At 61.4% G+C, this 17570-nt stretch carries 16 protein-coding genes and 1 pseudogene; 10 read left to right on the forward strand and 7 right to left on the reverse strand.

Annotated elements, in window-relative coordinates:
- Positions 1-178: 178 nt before the first annotated feature.
- The 4 genes from HUK72_RS24715 (at position 179) to HUK72_RS24730 (ending at position 5090) form a co-directional block, all read left to right on the forward strand.
- Positions 179-1396 (forward strand): aromatic ring-hydroxylating dioxygenase subunit alpha, encoded by a 1218-nt coding sequence (locus HUK72_RS24715; RefSeq protein ID WP_176599160.1) that lies wholly within the window; start codon positions 179-181, stop codon positions 1394-1396.
- Positions 1397-1533: 137 nt separating this feature from the next.
- On the forward strand, positions 1534-3798 hold the full coding sequence (locus HUK72_RS24720; protein WP_176599161.1) for a TonB-dependent receptor: 2265 nt from the start codon (positions 1534-1536) through the stop codon (positions 3796-3798).
- Positions 3799-3975: 177 nt separating this feature from the next.
- Positions 3976-4488, forward strand: a complete 513-nt coding sequence (locus HUK72_RS24725) for a nuclear transport factor 2 family protein (RefSeq protein ID WP_176599162.1) — start codon at positions 3976-3978, stop codon at positions 4486-4488.
- Positions 4489-4814: 326 nt separating this feature from the next.
- Complete coding sequence (locus HUK72_RS24730; protein WP_176599163.1) at positions 4815-5090, forward strand: hypothetical protein; 276 nt, start codon at positions 4815-4817, stop codon at positions 5088-5090.
- A gap of 73 nt (positions 5091-5163) precedes the next feature.
- On the opposite strand, the gene HUK72_RS24735 is transcribed toward HUK72_RS24730, so the two are convergent.
- Together HUK72_RS24735 and HUK72_RS24740 are read right to left on the reverse strand one after the other, a co-directional pair.
- Entirely contained in the window at positions 5164-6069 is a 906-nt protein-coding gene (locus HUK72_RS24735) for an LLM class flavin-dependent oxidoreductase (RefSeq protein ID WP_176599164.1), read from the reverse strand.
- Positions 6070-6131: 62 nt separating this feature from the next.
- Positions 6132-6509: an EthD domain-containing protein gene (locus HUK72_RS24740; RefSeq protein ID WP_176599165.1), complete on the reverse strand. Its 378-nt coding sequence runs from the start codon at positions 6507-6509 to the stop codon at positions 6132-6134.
- 652 nt (positions 6510-7161) lie between these two features.
- Here HUK72_RS24740 and HUK72_RS24745 point away from each other — a divergent pair.
- On the forward strand, positions 7162-7581 hold the full coding sequence (locus HUK72_RS24745; RefSeq protein WP_176599166.1) for a nuclear transport factor 2 family protein: 420 nt from the start codon (positions 7162-7164) through the stop codon (positions 7579-7581).
- An 88-nt stretch (positions 7582-7669) separates the two neighbouring features.
- Here the strand turns inward: HUK72_RS24745 and HUK72_RS27490 are convergent.
- A pseudogene (locus HUK72_RS27490) lies at positions 7670-7830 on the reverse strand (IS481 family transposase); the annotation flags it as partial.
- A 96-nt stretch (positions 7831-7926) separates the two neighbouring features.
- Between HUK72_RS27490 and HUK72_RS24750 the strand changes: the two are divergent.
- A complete protein-coding gene (locus HUK72_RS24750; protein WP_176599167.1) occupies positions 7927-8388 on the forward strand; it encodes an SRPBCC family protein in 462 nt (153 codons plus the stop codon).
- An 81-nt stretch (positions 8389-8469) separates the two neighbouring features.
- Here HUK72_RS24750 and HUK72_RS24755 read toward each other — a convergent pair whose 3' ends face one another.
- The 3 genes from HUK72_RS24755 to HUK72_RS24765 are packed head-to-tail and all read right to left on the reverse strand — an operon-like array spanning position 8470 to position 11530.
- Entirely contained in the window at positions 8470-9216 is a 747-nt protein-coding gene (locus tag HUK72_RS24755; protein ID WP_176599168.1) for an SDR family NAD(P)-dependent oxidoreductase, read from the reverse strand.
- Positions 9217-9228: 12 nt separating this feature from the next.
- Positions 9229-10299, reverse strand: a complete 1071-nt coding sequence (locus tag HUK72_RS24760) for a phosphotransferase family protein (protein ID WP_176599169.1) — start codon at positions 10297-10299, stop codon at positions 9229-9231.
- Positions 10292-11530 carry an acyl-CoA dehydrogenase family protein gene (locus HUK72_RS24765; protein ID WP_176599170.1) on the reverse strand — a complete coding sequence of 413 codons (1239 nt, stop codon included), beginning with the start codon at positions 11528-11530 and terminating at the stop codon, positions 10292-10294. Before HUK72_RS24765 ends, HUK72_RS24760 begins: the two co-directional genes overlap by 8 nt.
- A 292-nt stretch (positions 11531-11822) precedes the next feature.
- Between HUK72_RS24765 and HUK72_RS24770 the strand changes: the two genes are divergently transcribed.
- The 3 genes from HUK72_RS24770 (at position 11823) to HUK72_RS24780 (ending at position 14660) form a co-directional block, all read left to right on the forward strand.
- Complete coding sequence (locus tag HUK72_RS24770) at positions 11823-12770, forward strand: NAD(P)-dependent oxidoreductase (protein WP_176599171.1); 948 nt, start codon at positions 11823-11825, stop codon at positions 12768-12770.
- A gap of 117 nt (positions 12771-12887) precedes the next feature.
- Positions 12888-13982 (forward strand): NADH:flavin oxidoreductase, encoded by a 1095-nt coding sequence (locus HUK72_RS24775; RefSeq protein WP_176599172.1) that lies wholly within the window; start codon positions 12888-12890, stop codon positions 13980-13982.
- A 276-nt stretch (positions 13983-14258) separates the two neighbouring features.
- A complete protein-coding gene (locus tag HUK72_RS24780) occupies positions 14259-14660 on the forward strand; it encodes a putative quinol monooxygenase (protein WP_176599173.1) in 402 nt (133 codons plus the stop codon).
- Positions 14661-14836: 176 nt separating this feature from the next.
- Here HUK72_RS24780 and HUK72_RS24785 read toward each other — a convergent pair whose 3' ends face one another.
- Complete coding sequence (locus HUK72_RS24785) at positions 14837-16414, reverse strand: class I adenylate-forming enzyme family protein (protein WP_176599174.1); 1578 nt, start codon at positions 16412-16414, stop codon at positions 14837-14839.
- 403 nt (positions 16415-16817) lie between these two features.
- Between HUK72_RS24785 and HUK72_RS24790 the strand changes: the two genes are divergently transcribed.
- Positions 16818-17567, forward strand: a complete 750-nt coding sequence (locus HUK72_RS24790; protein ID WP_176599175.1) for an NADPH-dependent F420 reductase — start codon at positions 16818-16820, stop codon at positions 17565-17567.
- Positions 17568-17570: the final 3 nt, after the last annotated feature.

Here is a 17570-nt window from a genome sequence, read left to right on the forward strand (position 1 = left end):
GACGGATCAGATCACCCTGGTTGCCCGCCGGTGGACTGGCTGAATAGCAAAAGAGCGGATATTTTTTTCAGTTGACTACCTTTGTCCGAATCCCTAGTACACGCCGATAGGATATGGGTACTAATAACTGGAGTTGTGCTGCGATGAGGGTGGCAGACCGTGACTGATGGAGTGTACGATGAGTGATCTTACCTATGCCGAAATGCGGTCGCTCTACGATGACCTCATGGAACTGGTCCGGCTGAAGCAGCCGACGATGGCGCCCGATGTCAAGCGACTGCCGGTCACGGAATATACGGACCCTGATCGCTGGCAGCGTGAAGTCAAACTGTTCCGGACGACGCCTCTCGTCATAGCGTTTTCTACCGAATTGTCGGAGCCTGGCAGCTATTGGGCGCGCACCATGGTCGGCGTGCCGATCTTGCTCACGCGGCAGAAGAACGGCGAAGTGCGCATGTTCCTGAACGCGTGTCGCCATCGCGGGGCGAAGGTCGCGGCCGAGGGGCAGGGCACGGCGGCGCGGCTCACCTGTATCTATCATGCTTGGAGCTACGGCCTGGACGGCAAGCTCCTATCCATTGCGGAACGCAATCTCTTCGGCGACGTGGACAAAGCCTGCCTTGGCCTTACGGAACTGGCTGTCGAGGAACGGGACGGCTTGATCTGGGGTATGCTGACACCCGGGCTTGCGCTGGATCTCGATGATTTTCTGGGTCCCGACATGGACGCCATGATCAGGAAGAGCCGCTTCGATCGCTTCCACATCGTCGATCGCATGGATTTGTCCGCCGCCAATTGGAAGCTTGCGTCCGAAGGCTATGCGGAATCCTATCATTTTATCAGTCTGCACGCGAAGAGCTTCGGGACGTTCGTATATCCCAACATCTTGAAATTTGATAGCTTCGGCCTGCATACGCGCTATCTGACGCCGGCGTTGGGAATCGAGAATTGTGATCCGACGTCAATGGACGATCTCAAGCGGTTTGTGCAGATCGCCTATACGCTGTTCCCCAGCATGGAGTTCGCGTTTGCCAGCGACACGGCCTTCACCGACCATGGCGGCGGCGACCGAGCGATCACCGAACGGCTGTTCGTCAATCAGGTTCTGCCCGGCGACAGCCCGGACAAGTCGATCACCTTGTCACGCACCATGGTCACGGAAGGCGGCCTTGCGCCTGACCGGGAAGCGGAAACCAGGAACTGGGCCAAGATGACGCACCAGACGGTCCGTGACGAAGATTATCCGGTCGTGCAAAGCAGCCAGGACACGCTCGATTGCGGCGCGCAGGAATATTTCACGTTCGGCCGTAACGAAATCGCGCTCCATCATTTCCACGATACGCTCCACCGTCTTCTGGACGAGGAAAGCGAAACCCCGCTGCAAGCGGCCGAATAAGTCAGCAAGCCGCGTTGCATCGTAACGAACGCCGCGGTCGCCCAGCGATCGCGGCGGAAATCATAATGCCTGAACGAATCGTTCGGCAATAAACGGGCGCCGGGGAGGCGCCGCCAATCAGCAAAATGGATAGGTTTATGACACACATTATGCGGGTGGCGCTTGCGCTCGGCACTTATCTCTCGACCGCAGCCTATGCGCAGGTCGTGCCTGACGCAGCGGCGGTCGAACCGGCAGCGTCAGGCACCGATACGGCCGTCCCCGGAGAAATCGTCGTAACGGCACAGCGCCGTACGGAACGGCTGCAGGACACCCCGATCGCGGTCACGGCCGTGACGGCCCAGGTGGTTCAGAGCCTTGGCCTCACCAACGTCATCGACATTGCGGCGGTTACCCCCGGCGCCAGCTTCAACTCTTCCAGCGGCGGCTTCTTCGCACCCCGCATCCGTGGCATCGGCGTGGATACCGTGTCGGTCGGCCTGGAAATGCCGGTCGCCATCTATGAAGACGGCGCATATCTCACCCGCAATCTGGCGCTGAACGAAATTCTCGAGAACTTCGACATCGGCAGCGTTCAGGTGCTGCGCGGGCCGCAGGGAACGTTGTACGGGCGCAATGCCACCGGCGGCGTGATCATCGTCAACAGCGCCGATCCGACCCCCCGCTTCGAAGGCCGCGTGCGGGCGGAATATGGCAATTATGATCATCAGCAGCTGAACGCGATGATCAACGTCCCCTTGGGCGAGGATCTTGCATTCCGCGCGACCGGCAGCTACAAGAAGGACGATGGGTTCGTTCACAACCTGAACACTGGCCAGGATGCGGGCGGTGGCCGCGCCTACAGCGTGCGGGCCAAGCTGCGCTGGCAACCGGGCAACGCCGACATCACGCTTGGCGGCCAATATTATAACACGAAATATGCGCTCGGTCCTTTGTCGACCCTCGGCCGCAAGGATTCGACCTGCTACGCATGCGTCCTTTCGCCGGGCATCGTTCGCCCCTCGACCGGTTTTTTTGAAACCGAAAACCGGACGTTCGTGCAGCCGCTTCGCACGGAATATATCGGCGTGAACCTCAACATGGTTTTCGATTTCGACACGTTCAAACTGTCGAGCACAACGACCTATCGCCGTCAGAAGTCCCGCGACAGCGGCGGCGACTCCGACGCGACGCCGCTGCCGCTGTTCGAATTCGCCGTTCCGGACTCGGGCGGCACGTCCTACACGCAGGACGTACAGGTCACCTCGACGCTCGATGGCCCGTTCAACTACCTGTTCGGCCTCAGCTATCTCCATGACAAGGGCTATCTCAACCCGAACTTCCTCGGTCTGGCATTCGGCGGTAGCGTCGATCCGGCGACGGCGCCCGGTTTCGATAACACGGCCACTACCAGCTCCTATGCGGCGTTCCTGGAGGGCTATTATCAGCTGACCGATCGCCTAAAGGTCACCGTCGGCGGGCGCTACACCTATGAAGAGCGCGGTGCGCACGGCTTTACCGACGCCGCGTTCGCCGCGGTTCTCGGCCTGCCGAGCAGCTTCTCGTTCGACCTCCAGACGTCACAGCGTGCGTTTACGCCGCGCTTCGTGCTGGCGTGGGACAATGGCCCGACCAACCTCTATTACAGCTTCACGCGCGGCTTCAAGGCGGGCGGCTTCCCGGGACCCTATATCTTCCCGGTCGCGCCGGTGCTGCCGGAAAAGATCTTCAGCCATGAAGTCGGCATCAAGCAGTCGCTGCTGGACAACCGGGTTCGCTTCAACGCAGCCGCCTTCTATTTCAAGAACAAGAACCAGCAGAGCCAGACGATCGACCTCAATTCCGGCGGGATCATCACCGCAAATGCGGGCGCGCTCGAAAATTACGGCATCGAGATCGAAGCGCAGGCGACGCCTATGGAGGGTCTCAACCTGGGCCTGAGCGGCGCATGGCAACATGCTCGCTACCAACCCTTCCGTGCGGCATCGCTGGTCTGTTTCGATCCCACCGGTCAATCCAATCTGGCCGCGCCAGGCGCCACTCTCTATCCCTGCACGATCGATATCACGGGCACGACGCCCCCTCAGGCGCCTGACTGGACCGGATCGTTCAACGCGAGCTATACATTCGCTGTTGGCTCTTGGAGCGCGTCGGTTTCTGGCCTCGCCCAGTATCGCTCGTCGATCAACTTCCTGCCGGCGGCAGGTGGAGAGTTGGGCTATGACCGCGACGGCGAGCGGTTCCTGGTCAATGCTTCGGGCTATGTCAGCCCTCCGGGCGACAATCTCCGCCTGGGCTTCTACGTGAACAATATCTTCGACAAGCATTACGCGACCCTGCGGTCTACCGCACAGCCTTATGGCACCTACTATGTCGCGGCTCGTCCGCGCACTTATGGGCTGCGTCTTGAATATAGCTTCTGATGAATGCTACGGTCTGCCCGGGATGCCCCTGCATCCTACGCAGACCGTACTGCCGTGATACGATCGGAGACTGTCGCTGCGGCGCGAGTCCACTACAACAACCATGCCGCGTCGTCCGATCGAGGAATCGCATAGGGAGATAAGCGAGCAGGGACAGGCACTGTGAGAGGATTTCATATGCAAGATGTCGGGCAGGTAAATAATTCGCTGAGCGATATTCAGGCGATAACCGACATCCTGCATCGCTATTGCCGGTCGATGGACCGGATTGATCGCCCAATGGGATACAGCATCTGGAGCGATGACAGTTTCGCCGATTATGGCGAAATTTTCCGCGGTTCCGGCCCGGAGTTCATCGATTGGGCCTGCGACCATCACAGCACTTTGGTGTCTACGTCGCATCAGATCTGCAACCCGATCATCAAGCTGATGGGCCAGCGGGCGGCCAGTGAATCCTACGTCACCGCAGGTCTGCTGGGTCAGGCCGACGGCGGCTATGTCCTAAGCACGGCGCGCGCCCGCTATCTCGACGAATGGATCTGCCAAGACGGCCGTTGGGGCATCAAGCGCCGCCGGTTCATGCTGGATTTCGTCTATACCCACGGCGTGGACCAACTCGTGATCGGCCCCGACAGCCGAAACCGTTCGGATCCGTCCTATGATCTGCTCGGCGATATATTCGAGGCTTGAGCGATATGCGGTCATATTGATCGCGAGCGTCATAATGATGCAGCGGCAACAAGAAGCCCGCGGCACATTCTGCCTGAAGTCCGCCTGGCCAGGCTACCCGCTGCAAAGCGGGAATATAGTCAAGCGCTCTCGTCGTCATCCCGACCCCGGTCGGGTGCGTGCTCACGTTCAGCATGTGACGCGCCTCGCGCCGGCGCATGATCCCCTCCGTCCGCGATAGGTGCGGGGAAGCGGCCATGAGGTTACGACCGCCCTTTAGAGCATTTTTGAGTTGCACCGAGTCATAGGTTCTGATTCGAAGATGTCGTTTAATCGGCGAGGCTGAAATGACGGCACCTTTGTCCCAGGATTTGCGCAAACGGCTTGTCGCGGCTGTGGCGGAAGGGAGTTCAGCCCGCGCAGCAGCGGCCCGGTTTCAAGTGAGTCCGGCAGCGGCGGTGAGCATCGTGCGTCGAGCACGGGAGACCGGTAGTACGGAGCCTGCACGGATCGGCGGTTATCGACGACCGCTTCTGGCGGATCATGAAGCCTTGTTGCGTGAGTTGATGTCCACCCGGAAGGGCATCACGCTGGCCGAGATCAGGGCAGAACTGGTGCCATAGCGCAGGATGAAGGCGGACAGGACGGGCCGCGTCGTGGCGGCGGGCCCGTCCTGTCAGCAACGCGCTGGAGCGCTTAACCGCGCAACAGCACCGGCGCCAGTTCGGTCAGGCTATCCAGGTCGGCGTCGGCATCCCATTCGGACCCTTCGATCTTCCCTTTGGACGCCCGGATCGGGTTGAGGACCAGGCGGGTCGCGCCGGCCGCGACATATTCGTCCGCGCGCGCCTTGATCTTTTCGGGGCTGCCCCAAGCGACGATGGCGTCGATCATGCGGTCGCTGCCGCCATTCTCGAAATCGGCGGTTTCGAACCCGATCTTGGAATAGGCCGCGCGATAATAGTCGATCTGGAGATAGGTCGCCAGGAACTCACGCGCGACGCTTCGCGCGGCATCCGCATCCTCGTTCAGCACGCAGGGGAAATTGGCGGTGATCTCGAAATCCGGTCCGACATGCGCTCGCGCCGTGCGGATGCTGTCGACTGGCAGGATCCATGTGATGATGCCGCTGGCATGTTGCAGGGCCAGGTTCTGAAGACCCGGCGCGTGCGCGGCGATGTGCAGCGGAGCCATCTGCTCGGGACGCGGATGGGCCAGTTTGACGTTGGCCATCGCCTCCAGATATTGCGTCATCTTCTTGACCGGCGGCACCCATGTCCCGCCGCGCATGTTGACGATCCATTCGTTGGAAGCGCCCAGTCCCATCAGGAACCGCCCGGGAAAATATTCCGACAGCGTTTCGCGCGCCTGCACTGCGGCCATGGCGTCGCGACTGTGGACGGTGGCGATACCGGTGCCGACATGCAGCGTCTGGGTGTTTGCCAGGATGAACGAGGCGGCGAGAAACGGATCGCGACTGAACGAGTCGAGCAGCCATACGCTCTCAAAGCCGAGCTTCTCAACGAATTTCGCGACGTCCGCCAATGCGGCAGGACTCAGATTATAAGCGTGCTGATCCAGAAGGACCCCGAACTGCGTCATTTTTGATCTCCAAATGGGTGGGGAATGTATGAGAATGCGGGCGACGGCTGCGTGATCAGCAGCTATCCGATTATGCCGTTGCCGAAAGACTCCGCCGCGCTTCCTTCCAACGTCGCAGCGCGGTCGCAAAATCTTTCTTCATCCTCGGTGATGAGGCGCTGAAATTCCGGGTCCGGCCCGATCCTGACAAGTTCCTCAAACGCCGCTGCATCCTTGACCGTGTAGATCGCAACCGCGTCATAGGGCGTACCATTGTCCACGCCCAACGCCGCGTCAGCGCGTCCATGGTAAAGATTGTTCAGATTCTCTGGGTAGTAGCGGCGATAATCCTGGATCAAGTGCCCCATATAGCGCGCGCACAGGGGAACATGTACCTCCTCATAATGACGGCGAAAGTCGGCGAAGGGCATATCCGCCTTTTTCTTGAGCAGCACGATCATCTTGTTCATGATGTCTCCTGTCCTCGTCGCTACAGATCGTTGGCATCCCCTGTGGTGCGCCGACGGCGTCAGCCATAGCCGAGTCCCCGCGTCGCACGGCAGTATCAGCCGGACGGTTTCGGGCACAGCACCCTAGAGCCTAGAATCCTGCAAAGTGTCAAGCTGCAGTTGACAAGCGCTATCTCGCCCGACTAGCTGAATAGTAGAAAAATCCTAACCAGCGGGTTGAACTTCACTGCGTGATGCGGCGCGCTTCCGAAGCGGAGTCGGTCAGCAGGACCGGGCGGTGGATCGGCGGCACTGGATGAGGAGAAGGCAATGCGGTAGCAGGATCGGGACGGATGGTGCACGCGGGCGGCATGTGGCAGCTGCTGGGCGAGCCAACGCTATCGTGCGGGCGGCCGCATCAATGAAGAACGGGCCGCCATGCTGATCCGTGCCCCGCATGTTCGTCGTTATTGCCAAATCAAGGATGCCCGGGCAGGCGGAGTCCGCAAACTGTGCATTGTGGGCGGTGCCAATGCGTTCCGCCGGCGCCACCCGCGATGGTGGCCCCCGACGATCAATGTCGCGGCTCGTCAGATCGCAACATCCGCCGTTCCTACGGCGCACGCCGATGACATTTCCACTCAATACCGAAAGGAACATTCCAATGTCCACAGAAGATCGTCAGCAAATTGAAGAACTTACCAATCTCTATGCCCTGCATATCGACCTGTTCGAAGTGGACGAATGGGCGAACGTCTTCTCGCCCAACGCGTTCTTCGACGAGCGGGAATTCGGCAACGGCCTATATGAAGGGCGCGAAGCCATCCGTGCCTACGGCCAGCTGCTTTCCGAAACCGTGCAACATGTCGTTCACCTGATGAGCAACCTGGTTATCAGGGACCTCACAGCCACCACCGCGACAGGGATCGTATTCTGCTTATGCGAGGCGGAGATGAAGACCGGTGAGCGGGAGCGGAACCATGTTCGGTACGAAGATGAGTATGTGAAGATTGACGGGGAGTGGAAGATCGACCGCCGTATCCTGCGCAAGACTCTGGCAGCCGAAAAGGTCGTCGTCGCATAAAGGAGCGCTGGGATGGCGGCGGGTGCATGCGCCCGCCGCCTCCCGCCATGAACGCTCATGGCGTCATGCGCGCCGCTCGATGAAGGAAGGAAGCAGCCTGGATCACCTTTTCTCCGCGTCTGCGCCACTTGCGGGCGGTTTTGTCGCGGATGGCAGAGCGCATTGGGAGGGCACTGGCGGGCTCGGTAGAACGGGCGATTGCCGCCCGCACAACAGGCGTGCTTCGGGCCTAGGATGTATCTGCACCATCACGAAACCTCATCAGGAAGAGCGGCAAAGCGCCACGCGTGATCCCAGATGGCGCTACTTACCATGTCCCAATGATGTGTCGCAACCAGACATGTAGTGAATGGCAATATCGACGCATTGTGGGACGTGTTCATGGATTGGGGCGACATCTCCTGGCTCGACCTTGGTGACCATGACGGCCCGGCTCTTGCCAAATCCTTTCCGGAAGGAGAGCCGGACGCTATTCTGCGGACCCGAGTCATGACTCGCCCCAACGCCGTGGATGCCGGTCTGCCGCTGAAAAATTGCGAAGTTGTCCTGCTGGCCGACCGGACAGGCTACAGGCTTTATTACAATGCGGATGATGGCATGATTGCAGGAAGCCGCAACTATATCGCCAGCGGGACGCTCGATCCCATTTCAGCGGACAACTGCAAGATGACCATCCAATCGAACTATGATGTCGACGAAACCGGATCGATGGAAGTGGCTAAGGGCTGGCTCGACGCCGTCTTTGAAATGATCGTGTGCGGCCTTGACAAGCACATGCTAAGGCTCAGGCAGGCGTCACCAGCCTGAACTTGTGCTCGCACCGCGTTTCCGGCGCTCCCGATCAATGACCGAGGGGCGCGCCGGAAGGGATTGTTGTGGACGCCGCAATCAGGGCCTGCCGCCGTCGACCTGGATAAGGGCGCCGGTGGTGAAGCTGGAATGTTCCGAGGCCAGATACATGACCGTTGAGACGATCTCTTCCGGCTCGCCATAGCGTTTGATCGCCGACTTGATGTTCTTTTCCTTTTCCGGCGACCATGCTTTGGCGATGTCTGTTCTGAAGCTGCCGGGAAGGATGGCGTTGACGCGCACCTTGGGCGCATATTCGAACGCATGGGCGATCGTCAGCGAGTTGAGCGCCGCCTTCGCGCCGGAATAGGGCGCATATTCGGGCTGTGGCCGGATCGACCCGATCGAGGAAATGTTGATGATGCTGCCGCCGTCGCCCTCGACCATGCGGCTCGCCACCAGCGACGTGGCCCGGAACGGACCCTTGAAGTTCACGCCGATCACCTTGTCGAACAAGGCTTCGGGCGTCGCGAGCGAACTGTCGGAAATCGGCGACATGCCGGCATTGTTGACCAAAATGTCGACCTTGCCGAAATGCGCATAGGCCGCGTCCACCATCCGGTCGATGTCGTCCCAGCGGCCCAGATGCGCGCCGATGCCCAGCGCCTTCACGCCGAACGTCGCCTCGATCTCGCTCGCAAGCTGCTCACAATTTTCCGCATTGCGGCTGGCGATCACCACATTGGCGCCCTGTTCGGCGAACGCACGGCAAATCGCCGCGCCCAGACCGCGGCTACCGCCGGTAACCAGCACGACCTTGCCGCTGAAATCGAAATATTGTTTCATGATCGTACCTTGTCAGGATTCTGTGAGGGTCTTGCGGGCGAGGGCGGCGATGGCAAAGACGCGGTCCTGCGTGTGCCTCACGTTCCGGTTCACGCCCGTGCCTATGCTCGCCCGCTTCAAAATGCCCTGGATCATCACCGCGTAGCGGAATTGCACGAAGCCGAAATAGAAGCCGAGATGCGGAATGGCGCTGATGCCCAAGCGCTGGCAATAGCGGTCGACATAGGAATCCAGGCTGGGGATGCCGAGGGCATCCAGATCATGGCCAAGGAGCGTCGTGGCGCTGCCCTCGGCGAAGCCCAACGGTTCCCACCAAGCGCGCGTATTGTGGGCCAGGTCGATATAGGGGTTGCCGAGCGTGGACATTTCCCAGTCCAGGGCTGACACGACCTTCGGTTCCGTCCGGTGGACCATGGCGTTATACAGGCCAAAGTCGCCGTGAAGGATGGCTTTGGGTTCGCTGTCGGGAAGACGGTCGTGCAGCGCCTGCATCAGCCAATCGATATCGGGCACGTCGACCAGCTTGGACTGTTCGTAATTGCTGCACCAGCGCTTGAGGTTACGCGCGGTGAAGCCCGTTTCCTTGCCGAAGCCTTCGAGGCCGACCGCCTTGTAGTCCAGCTTGTGCAAGTCGGCCAGATAGGCGTTCATCGAATCATAGATGGCCGTGCGGTCGGCCTTCTTTATGCCAGGCAGATCGGCGTTCCAGAACACGCGGCCGTCGATGAATTCAGTAATATAGAAAGCCGAACCGATGATGCTTTCATCGTCGCAATAAAGTGCGGGGCTCGGGACAGGGAAGCCCGCATCGGCCAGCGCCTTGGTCACGCGATATTCGCGATCAATCGCGTGCGCCGACGCGAGCAGCTGGCCTGGCGGCTTGCGGCGCAACACGTAGCTCTTGCCCTGGCCGACGAGCTTGTAGGTAGGGTTCGACTGCCCACCCTTGAACTTCTCGACGCGGAAATCGCTGCCCAGCCCCTCGACGCGCGATGCGAGGTAGGCACCGAGCTTTTGCGTGTCGAGCGCAAGATGTTCGGGCGGCGCTTCCGTCCCGGTGAGCAGTTCCTGCCGATCAGCCATTGGTTGCGACCTCGTTTTTGGGCGGAAGATATTTCTTGAGTTCATTGCGGGCGATGACGCGGTTGTGGACCTCGTCCGGTCCGTCGCCGATGCGCATCACGCGCAGGCGGGCGAAGGCATAGGCGAGGCCAAAATCATCGCACATGCCGGCCGCGCCATAGGCCTGCTGCACCACGTCGCACAGCTGCTGTGCGAGTTCAGGCACGATGACCTTGATCTGCGAAATCTCGCTGCGCGCGTTCTTGACGCCGACCGTGTCCATCAGCCACGCGGTCTTGTAGACCAGCAGGCGGCTCATTTCGATATTGATGCGTGCGCGGGCGATCCGCTCCTTCCAGACGCTTTCGTCCGACAGCCGCTTGCCAAAGGCGACGCGGGTGGTGAGGCGCGTGCACAGCTTTTCGAGCAGCCGCTCGGACACGCCGATGATGCGCATGGCGTGGTGGATGCGGCCCGGTCCGAGGCGCCCTTGCGCGATCTCGAATCCGCGCCCTTCGCCCAGGATCACGTTTTCAGTCGGCACGCGGACATTTTCGAACAGGATTTCGGCATGGCCGTGCGGACGGTCGTGATAGCCGAAGATGGGGAGCGAGCGCACGAGCGTAACGCCCGGCGTGCTGGGCTCCACCAGGATCTGCGTCTGCTGGAGGTGAAGAGGGGCCGTCGGATCGGTCTTGCCCATCACGATGAAGATTTTCGTGCGCGGGTTATAGGCGTTGGTGATCCACCATTTGCGCCCGTTGATGACATAATGGTCGCCATCGCGCTCGATGCGGGTTTCGACATTGGTCGCGTCGGAGGAAGCCACCGCCGGCTCGGTCATGGCGAAGCTCGACTTGATCTCGCCGGCCAGCATCGGCTTGAGCCATTTTTCCTGCTGCTCCGGGCTGCCGTAGAGCGAGAGCACGTCCATATTGCCGCTGTCGGGCGCGTTGCAGTTGAACACTTCCGACGCCCAGTGCACGCGGCCCAACGCCTCTGCGATGGGCGCATAGTCCAGGTTGCTCAGGCCCGGTCCATGGCGCGTGTCATGCATGTGCATGTTCCACAATCCCGCATCGCGCGCCTTCTGCTGCAATTCCAGCATCAGCGGCGGGACGCGCCACAGATCGTTGGTCTCGTCGCCAAGCTGCTCTTCATAGAGCGCCTCGTTCGGATAGACATTATCTTCCAGGAACCGTTGAACACGGGCCAGCCACTCCTGTCCCCGTGGACTGATCGCAAAATCCATACAAAGTTCCTTTTAGACATCATGTAAGCAGGTGGGCTGTGAAGGCCATTCAGCAGGTCGCCGCGTCTGTTTAAAGGGGGCGATCGTCCAGACAGTCGCCGCGTGCCCTGAAGCCGCGGGCGAACCCTGTTTGTGACCATGCGCCAGCTCTTGCCCTAAACTCGTCCGGCAGCACGCCACGCTCCCCCTTCCATCACTGCTAAATAGGTTGTAGGACCTAAAGGAGAAAGTCAAACATTTTCGATTTGGCGCCCCTCGCGCCAGAGCCGGGGCAGGCGGTGGAGGCAGCGATTTGGCGCATATATTGGTAACGGGCGGCACCGGCAACATCGGGATGTACGCGGTCGCCCAGTTCATCGATCGCGGTCATGATGTCGTCGTCTACGACCGGGCGGGCGACACGGAAATGCTGAACGCCGTCGCTCCCGGCGCCACCGTGATCGAAGGCGACATCGTCGATGCGGCCCATATCGATGACGTCGTTGCGTCGCACCACATCGACCATATCCTCCATCTGGCGGCGTTTTTGGGTCCGGCCTCCATGTCCGACCCGATCAAGGCGCTGGATGTGAATTGCCTCGGCACGGCCAACATCTTCGACGCGGCGCTGCGCCATGGGGTCAGCAGCGTCTGCTGGACCAGCTCAATCGCCGCCATCGGCACCATGCCCGACTATGATGGCCGCCTGCTCGATGAAGATTACCGCATCGCGCCGACCACGCCTTATGGCGCCAGCAAATATTATGGCGAGTTGATGAGCGGCATCTATCGCGAACGGGGCTTGGACATCCGCTGCATCCGGCCGGCCTTCGCCTTTGGGCTCGGCAAGCTGACGGGCAGCTGGGGCGCGAATTATAACCGGATCATCTATCAGGCTGCGCTGGGCCAGCCGTCCAGCTTTCCTGCCTGGTCGAAAAACGGCCTCCAGATCATATACAACAGGGACCAGGCGAAACTGTGCGTCGACGCCACCTTGTCGCCGCCCGGCGAACGGTGGCTTTACAACACCCCTACCGAAGCGGTCTTTTCGGAAGCGGATTTCATCGCCTTGATCGAAGATGTCGTGCCCGACGCGCGGATCGTCCGGGATCCTCGGCCGCCTTTCGGCTCGGCCTTTCCGCCGAATGTGGATGGCGCGCGCGCGCTTGAAGATTTGCGCTTCATACCCGATTATGGCGTACGTGCGGGGATCGCGGAGATGGTCGCCTATTATCGGGAGCACCCCGACCAGCCGCTTTAGCATGGGGTCCGCGCCGGTCGGTTGCGTGTCAGCCCGGCCCGGCTCGGCCAGATCCCGGTCAAATTTATTTCTATCGAGCAGGTTTGCGATCCGGCTCGTCCGGTACAGGAGAACAGCATGTCGGCCGCCACTATTTTCGATCCCGTCCCCCTGGCGCGTGGGCCCGCGCTCAAGAACCGGCTCATGCTGGCCCCGGTCACCAATCAGGAAAGCCATGCCGACGGCCGTCTTTCGGACACGGAGATCGCCTGGCTGACGATGCGGGCGGCAGGCGGTTTCGCCCTCGTCATGACGGCCGCCGCGCCGGTCCAGCTGGTCGGAACGGGCTATACCGGGCAATTGGGCATTTTCGGCGACGAACATATCGACGGTCTCACCCACTTGGCCCGCAGCCTGCGCGAACAGGGCGCCTTATCGGCGGTTCAACTCTATCATGGGGGAGAACGCGCCGACCGCGCTCTGATCGGCACGCCCGTCGCTCCGTCCGACAGCGAACGCAATGGCGCCCGCGCCTTGACGCTGGAAGAGGTGGAGCAGCTGCGGGAGGATTTCATCTCCGCCGCGCTGCGGGCGGAAAAGGCCGGCTTCGACGGCGTCCAGATCCATGGCGCGCATGGCTACATCCTTGCCCAGTTCCTTTCGCCCACCATCAACCGGCGTGACGATCGCTACGGCGGCAGTTTCGAGAACCGCTCACGCCTCATGCTCGAAGTCATCGACGGCATCCGCCGCCGCTGCCGGCCCGACTTCCAGGTTGGCCTGCGCCTGTCGCCGGAACGGTTCGGGATGCGGCTGGCAGAGGTGCGCGATCTTGCCGTCGACATCATGCAGAAGGGGCAGATCGACTATCTTGACATGTCGCTGTGGGACGTGACGAAGGAACCGCATGAGGGGGCCTATCAAGGGCGCTCGCTGCTCAGCTACTTCACCGATCTGCCGCGCGGCAACGTCAGGCTTGGCGCGGCGGGGAAGATCATGGACGCCGCCACCGCCGCCAGCGTGATCGAAGCGGGTTGCGATTTCGTGACCATCGGCCGCGCCGCCATCCTGCGCCATGACTTTCCCGAACGCGTGCGGCGGGACCCTGCCTATGTCTCTCCGCCGCAGCCGGTGGGCGTCGCGCATCTGCGCCAGGAAGGAACGGGGGACGAGTTTCTGGGCTATCTGCGCACATTTCCCGGCCTGGTCGCCGATGCAGAGGATGATGAATGAGGCGGCCCCGACGCACATTCGCAGGGTAGGACGGTGCCGCGGAAGAGGCGCATCGAAACTGCTGCACGCGCGGCGTTGACCGGCGAAGGTTTAGGGGGCAGGATACTACGTCCTACCCGCAGGCGGCGGCTCGTCCGTTCCTCCGTTCCTCGTCCAGGGGATCGGCGGTGTGGCGATCGCCTGCCACTGCAGTTGTGATTGCATTCCCCCGACAGGATAGGGAAAACTTGGAACGGCTGCGCCGTCCACCAGCATTGAAGAAGGAGAGCTTGTCCCATGACCGAAAAATCCCCCTTTACCCGCGATCGCAATCTGTTCGGCGTCCACTGGAAGGTCGATCCCGCCCGCCGCGAGGAATTCCTCCAGCTGTTCGAACAGGTTTGCGAAGAGGCAAAGCCCTTCTACTATCGCGGCTGCACCTTTGCCTTTCAGGGCTGGGCGCGTGATCCCAATGAGTTCGTCGTTTTCGCCTCCTGGGATGAAGAGGTGGCGCAGGAACTGCGCAACGTACCGGAATTCCAGGAAAACAACCGCAAGCTGCTGGAATGCTGCACTGAGCCCGTCCAGATGGAATGGTATAGCGGCATGAACAAGGATCGCGCTATTTTCGACGCCTTCCCTGTGGGCACATCGTCTGCCCATAAATTTGGCGACACCAACCCGTTCATCACCCGCTGAACCAGACGAGGCGCAGCCGCACATCGCGGCTGCGCCACTTAGCGCGGCTTCGGGATGCTCCGCCGGTATCGGTGGGCCGGTCCGGCTACCAGCTCATCGCACAAAGGTCAGGAATGGATGCGGCCATTCCCGTGAGCGGATCTCCCCGCGCCGGCAGGCGCGCCAACGTCACGGCGTCAGGACGCCGTTTCGGCCTCGGTGAACAGCTTCACCAATTCGAACTTCTGGATCTTGCCCGAAGGCGTGCGCGGGAATTCGTCCACGAGCCGCCATAGTTTGGGCACTTTGTGGCGGGCGATCCGGTCGAGCAGGAAGGCGCGGGCCTCTTCGACGTCGATCGTCGTGCCGGCATGGCAGCGGATCGCGACCGCGACCTCTTCGCCCCATCGTTCGTTGGGCACGCCGATCACGGCGCATTCGGCTATACCGGCAAAATCGCCCAACCGGTCCTCGATCTCGCGCGGATAGATATTCTCGCCGCCGCGGATGATCATTTCTTTGAGCCGTCCAGTCACCCGGACATACCCTTCCTCGTCCTGCGTTCCCAGGTCTCCGGTCCGCAAGAAGCCCTCCTGGTCGAACGCCGCCTCGGTCGCGACCGGATTGTCGAAATAGCCCTTGGTCATATAGGGACTGCGGATGCGGATCTCGCCGATCTGACCCGCGCCCAGCGTCTCACCGGTCACGGCGTCGGAGATTTTCAGTTCGGTATAGGGGTAGGGTTTACCCACGGTCTCGGCCACGATCTCGACCGGCGCGCCGCGCAGCGACTTGCACATCACGCCGCCGGCCTCGGTCTGGCCGAACATGACCTGGACATCCGCGTGGAAACTGTCCCGCAGCCGCCGGATGAATTCCGGTGCGACGGTAGTGCCGCCGGTCTGGATGACTTCCAGCGATGACAGGTCGGTGGTGGCGAAATCGGCATGTTCCAACATCGCGATCGCCATGGTGGGCACGCACGGGAACCAGGCGACCTGTTCCTTTTGGATCAGGCGCAGCACCTCGCCGGGCTCGAACGCGCGCAATATGACGTGGGTGCCGAACCGGGATATGCAGCCCAGGATCGTGGTCACCGAACCGCCGATGTGGAAAAACGGCATCAGGCCCAGCCAGCGCGCGCCATCCTCCAGCTGGTACAGTTCCGATCCGATCAACGCATTGTTGACAATGCCGCGATGGTGCAGCTTGACGCCCTTGGGCAACCCCGTAGTGCCTGATGTGTAGAGGATGAGCGCCGTATCGTCCGGCGTCACGTTCACGCCTGCGATCGCGCTGCCGTCGTCATCCATATGATCGCGCCAGTCGGCGGTATGCAGCACCGTATGCAGCGTGGGGAGTGAGGGGCGAACCATCTCGATGATGGCCGTCAGCGACGTGCCGCGATGTTCGCAGTCGGCGATCAAGCCGACCGACTGGCTCTGCCGCAACAGCGATTCGATCTCGGCATTGCGCAGGGCGGGATTGAGCGTCACGAGGATGAGGCCGGCCTGCGCGGCGGCCATCTGGTAGAAGACCCAGGGCGCGCTGTTCGAAGCCCAGATTGCGATATGGTCGCCCTGCTTGAAGTGGCGCAGGAGGAACCGGGCCATCCGTCGCGAATCGGTGCGCAGCTGCGAATAGGTCCAGGCCAGGTCGCCGTCCTTAATTGCGATGGCGTCCCCGGCTTCCTGCACCGCCCGGTCCAACAGCTGCCCGACAGTCCAATCCTGGATCTCCGATCGATGACTGACCGAAGTTTGTGCCTCGTTCATGTGATTTCCTCGTCTTCCATTCAGCCAAGGCGCCCATTGCAGCCGTTTGCGCTTGCCGCACGATTCCGCCGCTAGGGCCTAAGTCCTCTGAACGAGCGACTACATCAGTCGCGACCACATATCCAGCCGTCCGCGCACCAAAATCCTCGACTCCCGGAAAAAGCCGTAGCTCCCGGGGATCGCGAGAGGCAGGATCGATTGACTTCTCTTCACTTTCACTAGTATCTAGACTGCTAGATATTCGTGGACCACAGGCCGGTCGCGATCTGGCGTCCGGGCGCAATGCCGCACCGCGTTTACGGAGAGCGCCGGTCGCCGCATGGCTCTGCAAAGGGGGGCGCGCTGCCTCTCCCCGGCCGTGATCCGGCCGGAATATCACCTGTTATAGTGAAGGAGCATTTGGATGAAGATCGGCATTTTAGGTACGGGCCATATCGGCAAGACGCTGGTTTTGACTTTGAGCGCGGCCGGTCATGACGTGAAGGTCGCCAATTCGCGCGGCCCGCAGTCGATCGAGGCGGACATATTGGCGCATGGCGGACGGGCGGTCACCACGGAAGAGGCCCTGCAGGACGTGGACGTCGTCATCCTGTCCATACCCCTGCTGCGCCTGCCCGACATCGCGGCGCAAGTCGCGGCCCTGCCGGCCGACACGGTCGTGATCGACACGTCCAATTATTATCCCGTGCGCGACGGCCGCATCGCCGCCATCGACAACGGCCAGGTGGAAAGCCTGTGGGTGGCCGAAACGCTGGGCCGCACGGTCGTCAAGGCGTGGAACGCCATCGGTTCCGATTCCTTTGCCCGCTTTGGCAAGCCCGCCGGCAGTCCGGGCCGCATCGCGATCCCCGTCGCCGGGGATAATGATCGGGACCGCGCGATCGGCATGCAACTGGTGGAGGATAGCGGACTCGACGCGGTCGATGCTGGCCCCCTGAAGGACAGCTGGCGGCAGCAGCCCGGAGCGCCGGCCTATTGCACCGATCTCACGCGCGAAGAAATGCCCGCAGCGCTCGCCGCCGCAGAGGTCGAACGCCTGCCCAAGCGGCGCGATATCGCCTTCGCCGCCGCCATGGAAAGGATGAGCGGGACGGGCGAGCGCGATCCCAGCACCGACTATCTGGTTCGCCTGAACCGGGCGCTCTACACCTGATCG

Source organism: Sphingobium sp. 15-1, assembly GCF_013375535.1.
Classification (GTDB): domain Bacteria; phylum Pseudomonadota; class Alphaproteobacteria; order Sphingomonadales; family Sphingomonadaceae; genus Sphingobium; species Sphingobium aromaticivastans.